This is a genomic window from Streptomyces humidus, from assembly GCF_014649655.1.
Taxonomy (GTDB): Bacteria; Actinomycetota; Actinomycetes; order Streptomycetales; family Streptomycetaceae; genus Streptomyces; species Streptomyces humidus.
This window is the reverse complement of the sequence record NZ_BMTL01000027.1, coordinates 60099-71002: the sequence shown is the minus strand read 5'-3', so window position 1 is coordinate 71002 and position 10904 is coordinate 60099. Positions and strand designations below refer to the sequence as shown.

Annotated in this window: 6 protein-coding genes; 4 read left to right on the top strand and 2 right to left on the bottom strand. The window is 73.0% G+C overall.

From position 1 onward, the window contains the following. Window positions 1-125: 125 nt before the first annotated feature. Window positions 126-1757 (bottom strand): sigma-70 family RNA polymerase sigma factor, encoded by a 1632-nt coding sequence (locus tag IE239_RS28590; RefSeq protein ID WP_190152297.1) that lies wholly within the window; start codon window positions 1755-1757, stop codon window positions 126-128. A gap of 1011 nt (window positions 1758-2768) precedes the next feature. On the opposite strand from IE239_RS28590, the gene IE239_RS28585 reads away from it, so the two are divergent. From IE239_RS28585 to icmF, 4 genes are all read left to right on the top strand, one after another. Beyond that, entirely contained in the window at window positions 2769-3743 is a 975-nt protein-coding gene (locus IE239_RS28585) for a coiled-coil domain-containing protein (RefSeq protein ID WP_190152296.1), read from the top strand. A gap of 181 nt (window positions 3744-3924) precedes the next feature. Beyond that, complete coding sequence (locus IE239_RS28580) at window positions 3925-5403, top strand: glutamate-cysteine ligase family protein (protein WP_190152295.1); 1479 nt, start codon at window positions 3925-3927, stop codon at window positions 5401-5403. A gap of 141 nt (window positions 5404-5544) precedes the next feature. Further along, complete coding sequence (locus tag IE239_RS28575; protein ID WP_190152294.1) at window positions 5545-6042, top strand: peptidylprolyl isomerase; 498 nt, start codon at window positions 5545-5547, stop codon at window positions 6040-6042. A gap of 255 nt (window positions 6043-6297) precedes the next feature. Continuing rightward, the gene (icmF, locus tag IE239_RS28570) at window positions 6298-9528 is read left to right on the top strand and encodes a fused isobutyryl-CoA mutase/GTPase IcmF (RefSeq protein WP_190152293.1); all 3231 of its coding nucleotides are present in this window, start codon (window positions 6298-6300) and stop codon (window positions 9526-9528) included. A gap of 352 nt (window positions 9529-9880) precedes the next feature. On the opposite strand, the gene IE239_RS28565 is transcribed toward icmF, so the two are convergent. Continuing rightward, window positions 9881-10900, bottom strand: coding sequence for a LacI family DNA-binding transcriptional regulator (locus tag IE239_RS28565; RefSeq protein ID WP_190152292.1), 1020 nt, complete (start codon window positions 10898-10900; stop codon window positions 9881-9883). Window positions 10901-10904 lie beyond the last annotated feature (4 nt).

Here is a 10904-nt window from a genome sequence, read left to right as displayed (position 1 = left end):
GCGACGGCGGGGTAGCGGCGGTGGAACCGTGGGGCGCCGGTCCGTACGACGCGCGCCCGCTCCTCCCGGCGCGCGGAGTCGCGGCACCCGGTCGGAGCGGGCAGCGCGGTCAGAGCTCGGAGCTCTCAGAGCTTGGCCCCGAAGTTCTGCGTCCACCACGGGCCGCCCGCCCCGTCGTGGATGCCCACGCCGATGTTCTTGAAGGCGCAGTTGAGGATGTTGGCGCGGTGACCGGGGCTGTTCATCCAGGAGGTCATCACCGACCGGGCCGTCTGCTGCCCCATGGCGATGTTCTCCCCGTACGTGGACCAGCGGTAGCCCGCGGCCGTGATGCGCTGACCCGGGTCGACGCCGTCGGGGTCGGTGTGGTCGAAGTAGCCGCGGGCGGCCATGTCGTCGGAGTGCCCTTGCGCGGCCTTGCGCAGGAGGGGGTCCTCGGTGAGGGGCCCGCAGCCCGCCGTCGCCCGCTCCTGGTTGACGAGCGCGATCACCTGGGCCGAGCGGTCGGACGACCCGGACCGCACGGTCGGCGTCCGGGAGGCCGGCGGACGCGACCCGGCCGGCTTCGCCGCGGGCGACGCGGACGCGGTGGCGCTCTTGCGGGGACGCGGCGAGACGCTCGCGCTCGGCGAGGCGGACGGCGTCGGGGAGGAGGACGGCGGGTTCTCGTCGCCGAGGCGGGGCGTGGGACGGCCGGTGACCAGCGCGTCGTCCACGGGTCGTACGGCGGTGCTGTCCTGCGCCCCGTCCTGCGGCCGCAGGCCGAAGTAGAGGAGGCCGCCGCCCGCCAGGCATGCCGCCGCGATCGCGCCGCCGACCGCGCGTCGCCGGGTGCGCCGCCTGCGCCGGGCCGCGGTACGGGAGGCGGTCCGGCCGCCCTCCGCGTGGCGCGAGCCCGGCCGGACGGTGACGTCGGGTCCGCCCTCGGGGAGCGAGGACGCCGAACCGGCCAGGGCGACGGCGTCGGCGGCGGAGCGCGTCCGGGCGAGCAGGGCGGACGACGCCGCGACCAGCGCGAGACCGGCCAGCAGCCCTTCCGCGGGCACCAGTCCGCTCCACAGGCCGGAGCACTGCGCGCACTCGCGCGCGTGCCGGGCTATGCGCTTGCGCCACAGCGCCGAGGGCCGGCCGTCCCAGCCCGCGAGTTCACCGCGCAGCTCCTGGCAGGGCGGCTGCGCGTCCACGGCCCGCACGACCACGCGGGCCGCCTCGAGTCGAGCCTTCATCCGCTGGACGCGGACCGCCGTGTGCCGCGGCGTCAGGGCGAGGGCCTCGGCGATCTCGGCACGGGTCAGTTCACCGGCGCACTCCAGCCACCACAGGGACAGCAGCCCCCGGTCGTCCGGCTCCAGCCAGCGCGTGGCCCGCGCGGTCTCCTGCCGCTGGCCGGACAACTGCAGTCGCACGATGGTCAGGTCGACGAAGTCGGCGCCCGGATCGGCCACTTCGTCGGCCTCGTCCACGGCGGCACCGGTCGGCTGCCGCCGGTTCCAGTGCGCCCGGACCTGGTTCATCGCGATGGCCACCAGCCAGGAGCGGAAGCTCTCCGGATCGCGCAGCGCGCCGAGCGAGTCCAGGGCGCGCAGCATGGTGTCCTGCACGACGTCGTCCACGTCCACCGAGCCGTTCAACGCCCGGCCCACGATGTTGTAGACGAGCGGGAGGTACTCGCCGACGAGCGCGTCCTGGGCCGCCTGGTCGCCCGCTCGCGCGGCGGTCACCAGCGCCGTCGCCTCCACCGTGTGCCGTTCACTCATTGCAGCTTCCCTGTCGTCGAATCCGAACGATGCTGTCCGTCGCATCGGGGATCTCCACGGAAGCGACGAATAACAGTTCTTCGGAAAAACGTGCGAGGACAGAGACTGGCCGCCCGACGCCCTCGGTGCAATGGAGGCGGTCACATCCCGCCGTCGACGGCTGACCGGAACGCCGGCCGACCCGACCGCCGGCCCGGTCGCCGGCCAGGCCGGCGCGGGCGGGAGCCCGGGGGCGGGCGGTGGGAGCGGGCGGAGGCGGCCGTGCCGGGCAGGGCGCGACGGCTGCTGGTCGCCCGCCGGCGCCGCCCGTCCGGTGCGGCGCCCGCGCGTCGTGCCGTCCGCCCGGAGTGGGCCCGCACACGCCTGGCCGCGTCCGAACGAGTGGCTCAGGTCCGACAGCGAACCGGCAGGGGGCCCGGCGGCGTTGGGCAGGACCCACTCGTCATCACCGGAAAGGCCCTTCGATGCGACGTACCGCCCTCCTGGCCGTCTGCGCTCTGGTCAGCGCCGCAGCTACGGGATTCTTCACCACCAGCGCCCTGCGCAGTCGCTGACGCACGGGCCGGGGCGGCGGCGTCATCGCTTCTCCGGCCCGGCGTGGAATCCGGTCCCGCAGCCGTGCGGTCGTCCTGCCCGGCCGTGCCCGTCAGCGGCGCGCGGGCCGCTCCTCCGTCGCCCCGTCGGTGAGCGCCGTGGACGAAGCCGACGTGATCGCCCCCGCCGACCCGCCGACCCGCTGCCCGGTCCTCCCGGCCCGCCAGGCGCACACGTCCGGCAGGACGACGGTCCCGCCGTGGCCCTCCGTCCGGCGCGTGTGCGCGAACCTGTCCCCTCGTCGCCGGTCGCCCCGCCGAACAGTGCGGCCGGCCGGTGCTGTCGGGACGTCAGCGGACGTACGGCGAACGGGCTCCGGACGACGCCCACGTCATACGGGAACGAGGCGGGGACGGGACGGGGGCGGGGACCGGCCTCGAGGTGCGTCACCGGCCGGGCGGGTGGAAGCTGGCGATCATGGTGGGCAAGGGAGTGCGGCGGCCCGGCGGGACGCACGACGTGGAGGAGGTCCTCGACGAGCTCTACGCCACGCCGCCGTCCGACTTCGTCTCGCTGCGTGAGCAGCGGGCCGCCGCGGCCAGGACCGACGGACGGCCGCAGGACGCCCGCAGGATCCACGCGGCGCGCCGCCCCACGCTCGCGGCCTGGGCGGCGAACCTGCTGCTGCGCGCGCGGGGACAGGAGAGCCGGCGCTTCCTGGAACTGGGGCGGGCGCTGCGTGAGGCCTACGGGAACCTGGACGCCGAGGGGATCAAGGAGCTGTCCGAGCAGCGGCGGAGCATCGTCTCGGCGCTGTCCCGGCAGGCCGCCGAGCTGGCCGGCGAGGCCGGTCACAGGCTCTCGGACGCGGCCCGGCAGGACGTCGAGGCGACTCTGCGCGCCGTGCTCGCCGACCAGGACGCCGCCGACCGATGGGCCGCGGGCCGCCTGGAGAACGCCCTGACGCCGCCGGCGGACTTCCCCGCCGGCGCAGGCACGACGACCGGGGAGCCGGCCGGAGCGGTGGCTGCGCCGCGGCCGTCGAAGTCGTCGCAGCCGTCGGCGCGGTCGCGGGCGAAGGACGAACTCGCCGAACGGCGCCGTCGCCGGCAGGAGCAGGAGGACGAGGCCCGCCGGGCGGCCGAGTCGGCCGGCCGTCGGCTCGGCGAGCTGCGGGCGGCGCACGCGGACGCCGAGGGGGAACTGCGGCACGCACAGGACCGCCAGGACCAGGCACGTCGGCAGCAGGCCGAGGCCGAGCAGCGGCTGAGCCGGGCCGAGCAGGACCTGCGCCATGCGCAGGAGGACCTCCGCCGGGCGGAGCGGGAGCGCCGGGCGGCCGACGAACGGCGCCGGGCGGCCGCGGACGCCGTGGCCCGGGCCGAACAGGAGGCCCGGGACGCCGAACGGAAGCTGCGGCGCCTGACCGGCCAGACGTCCGGCCCCGCCTGAGGCACCCGTCCGGGACGCCCCGGCCGCCCGGACGCCCCGCTCCGGCACGCCCCGATCCGGGACGTCTCGACGGCCGCACGCACACCCCGGGCGGCGTCCGTCGTTCCGCGTGGTGCCGGACGGCCCGTGGTGCCAGGCTGGAGGCACGAGGCGTCCGCCACCGGGCGAGCCGGGAGGACCGATGGGACGAGATGTCCCGGCGCTGGTCTTCACCCGCGAGGACCGCCGCCGGTACCGGGTCAAGATGCAGGAGAACCTCGACGTGTTCGCGCAGATGCTGCGCGAGTCCCGGTTCGAGTCCGAGCGGCCGCAGGTGGGCCTGGAGATCGAGCTGAACCTCGTCGACGACGAGGCCGAGCCGGCCATGCGCAACACCGATGTCCTGGAGGCGATCGCGGACCCGGCCTGGTCCACCGAGCTGGGCCGCTTCAACCTGGAGATCAACGTTCCGCCCCGCCGTCTGACCCAGGGCGGGCCGGACGCCTGGGAGTCCGAGATCCGTGCCGCGCTCAATCACGCCGAGGAGCGCGCCGGCTCGGTCGGCACACACCTGATCATGGTCGGGATCCTGCCGACCCTGCGGCAGGAGGACGTCGGCGAGGAGGCGCTGTCGGAGAACGCCCGCTACCGGCTGCTCAACGACCAGGTCTTCGCCGCGCGGGGCGAGGACCTGCGCATCGAGCTGGACGGCGTGGACCGTCTGCGCACCTACGCGGACACCATCACCCCCGAGGCCGCGTGCACCAGCACCCAGTTCCACCTCCAGGTCTCCCCCGACGAGTTCGCCCCGTACTGGAACGCCGCGCAGGCGGTCGCCGGCGTCCAGGTGGCACTGGCGGCGAACTCGCCGTTCCTGTTCGGCCGGGAGCTGTGGCACGAGACCCGGATCCCGCTGTTCGAGCAGGCCACCGACACCCGCCCGCAGGAGATCAGGGTGCAGGGCGTGCGCCCCCGGGTGTGGTTCGGAGAGCGGTGGATCACCAGCGTCTTCGACCTCTTCGAGGAGAACCTGCGCTACTTCCCTGCGCTGCTCCCGATCTGCGACGACCAGGATCCGCGCGAGACGCTGGCCGCGGGGGACGTGCCCGAACTCGCCGAGCTGACCCTGCACAACGGAACGATCTACCGCTGGAACCGCCCGGTGTACGCCGTCGCGAACGACCAGCCGCACGTCAGGGTGGAGAACCGCTGTCTGCCGGCCGGCCCGACCGTGGCCGACACGCTCGCCAACGGCGCCTTCTACTACGGGATCACCCGTGCCCTGGTGGAGGAGGAGCGGCCGGTGTGGTCGCGCATGTCCTTCCGGGCCGCCGAGGACAACCTGCACGCGGCGGCCCGGCACGGCATCGAGGCGCGGCTGTACTGGCCCGGGGCGGGCGAGGTGCCGGTGCCGGAGCTGGTCCTGCGGCGGCTGCTGCCGCTGGCCCACCGGGGTCTGGAGCGCTCCGGCATGGACGCGGCCTGGCGGGAGCCGTTGCTCGGCATCATCGAGCAGCGCTGTGTCACCGGCCGTAACGGGGCCGTCTGGCAGAAGGAGGCGTTCCATCGCGTCTCGGCCGCCGCCCACGTCGGCCGCCATGAGGCGCTGCGCCGGATGACGCGGCAGTACATCGACTACATGCATCTCAACGCGCCGGCGCACACCTGGCCGGTCGACTGACCGTGCGTGCGACGTCTGCGCAGATCAGCGTGGTCGCCGATCCGCCCGGCCCGGCCGGGGCGAGACGCCCGTGAGGCCGCGGGCCCGCGACACGGCACCCCGCGGTGCGACAGCACCCGGGGGACCGTGCAGGATAGAGGTATGACGATCAAGGTTTACTTCGACATCACCATCAACGACGAGCCCGCGGGCCGCATCAACTTCAACCTCTTCGAGGACGTCGTGCCGAAGACGGCGGAGAACTTCCGCGCGCTGGCCACCGGCGAGAAGGGCTTCGGCTACGCCGGCTCCTCCTTCCACCGGGTCATCCCCTCCTTCATGCTCCAGGGCGGCGACTTCACCCGGGGCAACGGCACCGGCGGCAAGAGCATCTACGGCGAGAAGTTCGCCGACGAGAACTTCCAGCTCAAGCACGACCGTCCCGGCCTGCTGTCCATGGCCAACGCGGGCCCGAACACCAACGGCTCGCAGTTCTTCGTCACCACGGTCGTGACGGACTGGCTCGACGGCAAGCACGTGGTGTTCGGCGAGGTCGCCGACGAGGACAGCATGGCCCTCGTCAGGAAGATCGAGGCGCTCGGCTCCCGTGGCGGCAACACCTCGGCGAAGATCACCATCTCGGCGTCCGGCCAGCTCTGATCCGAGAGCGCCGAGCCGACCGGCCGGCGGGGCCCCCGCCCCGCCCCGGCCGGCCCCGGGGGCGCGGGGGCGTCGTTCGACCGCCCCCGGGCACCGGCCCCGCCTCCGCGTGCGGCTCGGCTCTCCCCGCCGCCGTCCCCCTCCGCTTTCCCCCTTCACTGTCTGTGCATCCGGTCACACCGCACTCGCAACATTTACTAGGACGTCCTACTATTTTCTCAGTCAGCGTTACCGTGATCTGTCTGGGAAGGCCCCATGAGCGATCTGCACCGTCCCGTGCACCCCGTCCGTCTGGTCACGGCTTCGGCCCTGTTCGACGGGCATGACGCATCGATCAACATCATGCGGCGGATCTTCCAGTCCCAGGGCGCGGAGGTGATCCACCTCGGGCACAACCGCTCCGTCCAGGAGGTCGTGGACGCGGCGCTGGAGGAGGACGCGCACGGCGTGGCCGTCTCCTCGTACCAGGGCGGGCACGTGGAGTACTTCGAGTACCTGGTCGAGTCACTGCACGCGCGGGGAGCGGATCACGTGCGGGTGGTGGGCGGCGGAGGCGGCGTCATCGTCCCCGAGGAGATCGCCCGGCTGCGCGCCGCCGGAGTGACGATCTTCTCACCGGAGGACGGGCAGCGGATGGGCCTGGCCGGGATGGTCAACTCGGTGGTCCGGGACTGCGACTTCGATCTGTGGGACGGCAAGCCTGCCGACGCGTCCGGTGTGCTCGCCGGCGACCGGTTCGCCATCGCCCGCGCGATCACCGGCGCGGAACTCGGCAAGCTGCCGCGGGACTTCGTCGACCAGCTGCGGGCCACCGCGGCGGGGCGGAACACCCCGGTGCTGGGCATCACCGGCACCGGCGGCTCGGGCAAGTCGTCGCTGACGGACGAACTGGTGCGCCGGTTCCGGGTCGACCAGCAGGACAAGCTGCGGATCGCGGTGATCGCGGTGGACCCCACCCGGCGGCGCGGCGGCGGCGCGCTGCTCGGCGACCGGATCCGGATGAACTCGCTCGACGGCAACCGGGTCTTCTTCCGCAGCCTGGCCACCCGCGGCAGCCATGAGCTGCCGGAGCACCTGTCCGACGTGATCGACGTGGTCAAGGCGGCCGGTTTCGACCTGGTGATCGTGGAGACGCCGGGCATCGGCCAGGGCGACGCGGCGATCGTGCCGTTCGTCGACACCTCGCTGTACGTGATGACGCCGGAGTTCGGGGCCGCCTCACAGCTGGAGAAGATCGACATGCTCGACTTCGCCGACGTCGTGGCGATCAACAAGTTCGAACGGCGCGGCGCCAAGGACGCGATGCGTGATGTGGGACGTCAACTGGTGCGCAACCGCGAGGCGTTCGGCATGCGGCCCGAGGACATGCCGGTGTTCGGCACCTCGGCGGCCACCTTCAACGACGACGGGGTCACCGCGCTCCACCAACATCTCAAGGCCGCCCTGGCGGAGAAGGGACTGCCGCTGTCGGAGGGCACGCTGGCGCCGGTCGACGTGCGCCACTCCTCCGCGATCCGGCAGGTGGTCCCCGCGGACCGTGTGCGCTACCTCGCCGAGATCACCGACAGCATCCGCGCCTATCACGCCGAGACCGACCGGCTGGCCGAGGCGGCGCGCCGGGTGCAGCGCCTGGAGACGGTCGGCGAGGAGCTCGCCGAGGCCGGCTCCGACGCCGCGAACGTGCGGGGGCTCCTCGAAACGGCCCGAGCGGGCCTCCCGCACGCGATCGCCGAGCAGCTCCGCGAGTGGCCGGCCGTCGTGGCCTCCTACTCCGGGGACGAGCAGGTGGTGCGGATCCGGGACAAGGAGATCCGCACCGAGCTGACCCGCGAGTCGCTGTCGGGGAACAAGATCCCGCGCGTCGCGCTGCCCCGCTTCACCGACCACGGCGAACTGGTGCGGTTCTGGCGCCGGGAGAACCTGCCCGGCCGGTTCCCCTTCACCGCCGGGGTGTTCCCGTTCAAGCGCGACGGCGAGGACCCGGCGCGCATGTTCGCCGGCGAGGGCGACCCGTTCCGCACCAACCGACGCTTCAAACTGCTCTCCGAGGGCCAGCCGGCCACCCGCCTGTCCACCGCGTTCGACTCGGTCACCCTCTACGGCCGCGACCCCGACGAACGACCCGACATCTACGGCAAGGTCGGCACCTCCGGCGTGTCGGTGGCCACCCTGGACGACATGAAGGCGCTGTACGACGGCTTCGACCTCGTCGCGCCCACCACCTCCGTGTCCATGACCATCAACGGACCGGCTCCGACGGTCCTGGCGTTCTTCCTGAACACCGCCATCGACCAGCAGACGGACGCCTTCCGCGCCGCCGAGGGCCGCGCGCCCTCCCCCGAGGAGGCGGCCGAACTGCGGGCGCGGGCGCTGGCGAACGTGCGCGGCACGGTCCAGGCCGACATCCTCAAAGAGGACCAGGGCCAGAACACCTGCCTGTTCTCCACCGAGTTCAGCCTGCGGATGATGGCCGACATCCAGGAGTGGTTCATCGCGCAGAAGGTCCGCAACTTCTACTCGGTGTCCATCTCCGGCTACCACATCGCCGAGGCCGGGGCGAACCCGATCAGCCAGCTCGCCTTCACCCTGGCCAACGGCTTCACCTACGTGGAGGCCTACCTCGCCCGGGGCATGCACATCGACGACTTCGCGCCCAACCTGTCGTTCTTCTTCTCCAACGGCATGGACCCGGAGTACTCCGTCCTCGGCCGGGTGGCCCGCCGCATCTGGGCCGTCGCCATGAAGGAGAAGTACGGCGCGAACGAGCGCAGCCAGAAGCTGAAGTACCACGTCCAGACCTCCGGACGCTCCCTGCACGCCCAGGAGATGGACTTCAACGACATCCGCACCAGTCTGCAGGCGCTCATCGCGATCTACGACAACTGCAACAGCCTGCACACCAACGCCTACGACGAGGCGGTGACCACGCCCACCGAGGAGTCGGTGCGCCGGGCCCTGGCCATCCAGCTGATCATCAACCGGGAATGGGGCCTGGCGATGAACGAGAACCCCCTGCAGGGGTCGTTCGTCATCGACGAGCTCACCGACCTGGTCGAGGAGGCGGTGCTGCAGGAGTTCGACCGGATCAGCGAGCGCGGCGGCGTGCTCGGCGCCATGGAGACCGGCTACCAGCGCGGGCGGATCCAGGACGAGTCGATGCTCTACGAGCAGCGCAAGCACGACGGCACGCTGCCCATCATCGGCGTGAACACCTTCCGCAACCCGCACGCCGACACCGCCGAGCCCGGCGTCATCGAACTCGCCCGCGCCACCGAGGAGGAGAAGCTCTCGCAGCTGGAGCGCGTGCGGAACTTCCAGGCAGGTCACCGTGACGCGGCGCATACGGCGCTGGCCGCCCTCAAGGACGCGGCGGTGAACGACCGCAACGTCTTCGCCGTCCTCATGGACGCAGCCCGGGTCTGCTCCCTCCAGCAGATCACCGACGCCTTCTTCGAGGTGGGCGGCCAGTACCGCCGCAACGTCTGAGCGACGGCCCCGGTCGCGCCGCGTGTTCGTTCCCGGCCACCGCGTCCCCCGGAGGAGGCCCCGGAGGCGGGCCTCGACGCGGCCGGGCCCGACGGCGGCGGGCACCGTTCCCGACGTCATGAGCGCCCGGCCCCGGCCGGTGACGGGCAGGACGCGGCAGCCGCCGAAGGAGACCTCGCTCGCCCCGGTCAGCCGCTCGCCGGTGAGCGGTCCTCACGGGAGCCGGGCGCGTGCGCCCCGCCCCTGAGCACGGCGCCCTCCAGGCGGCCCACGGCCCCGCCCTCGGGCGTCGTGGGCGTCGGACAGGGCCCGGTGACGGCACGGCCTCGGGGCCGCACCTCGACGGCGTCGCTCAGCTGGACTCCCGGACCACCAGTCGGCACGGCACGGTGTGCACGCCGGGCCCGGGCCCGGCGTCGATGGCCCGCAGCAGTTCCAGGGCGGCGATCCGGCCGATCTCGGCGAGGTTGGTGTCGACGGTGGTGAGCGGCGGACGGCTGGCCAGGGCCATGGTGTCCCAGTTGTCGTAGCCCACGACGGCGACGTCCGCCGGCACCGCGACCCCGCGCTCGCGCAGGGCATCCGCCACACCCCGGGCGATCTGGTCGTTGCCGCAGAAGAAGGCGTCCGTGTCCGGGGCCGTGCGCAGCACCGCGTCGGCGGCCCGACGGCCCCACGCCTCGCTCCACTCGCCGAAGTGGATCCGCCGCGTCGACGGTTCCAGCGAGGAGTCCGCCAGTTCCTCGACCGCGTACCGCGCCCGTTCGCGGGCTGCGGCATGGTGTTCGGGACCGGTGACGTGCGCGATGCGGGTGCGTCCGGTGGACACCAGATGGTCGATCGCCAGCCGCACTCCCCCGCGGTCGTCGGTGACGACGGAGGTGTCGGAGGGATCGGTGGACGGTGAGAGCGCGTAGACGACGGGAACGGACTCCACCCCGGGCAGCGGCGGCCGCGGGTCGGTACGGCGTCCGGCGACGATGATGCCGTCGACCCGGCGGTCCATGAGGTTGCGCAGATGGTGCTGCTCACGGATCGAGTCGCCCCGGGTGTCGCACAGCAGGACAGAGATCTTCCCCGCGCCGAGCGCGTCCTCGGCGCCCAGCAGCACGGGGATGCTGAAGCGGCCGATGCCGTCCGTCGTCATCAGGCCGACCGTCCAGCTGCGGCCGCTGTGCAGGCTCTGCGCGTGCTGGTTCGGCCTGAATCCGAGCTCCTCGACCGCGTCCATCACGCGTTGACGCGTCTCGGGACGCATGCGCCCCCCACCGTTCAGCGCTTTCGACGCCGTGCCGACGCTGACGCCGGCGAGGGCGGCGACGTCGGTCAGCCGGGCCCGGCCGTCGGAGGGAGAACCTGGAGCAGAGGTCACGAGC

What these genes read in the sequence shown, in the direction of transcription:
- IE239_RS28590 (WP_190152297.1), bottom strand. Translation starts at nt 1,757, where the DNA reads ATGAGTGAACGGCACACGGTGGAGGCGACGGCGCTGGTGACCGCCGCG.
- IE239_RS28585 (WP_190152296.1), top strand. Translation starts at nt 2,769, where the DNA reads ATGGTGGGCAAGGGAGTGCGGCGGCCCGGCGGGACGCACGACGTGGAG.
- IE239_RS28580 (WP_190152295.1), top strand. Translation starts at nt 3,925, where the DNA reads ATGGGACGAGATGTCCCGGCGCTGGTCTTCACCCGCGAGGACCGCCGC.
- IE239_RS28575 (WP_190152294.1), top strand. Translation starts at nt 5,545, where the DNA reads ATGACGATCAAGGTTTACTTCGACATCACCATCAACGACGAGCCCGCG.
- icmF (WP_190152293.1), top strand. Translation starts at nt 6,298, where the DNA reads ATGAGCGATCTGCACCGTCCCGTGCACCCCGTCCGTCTGGTCACGGCT.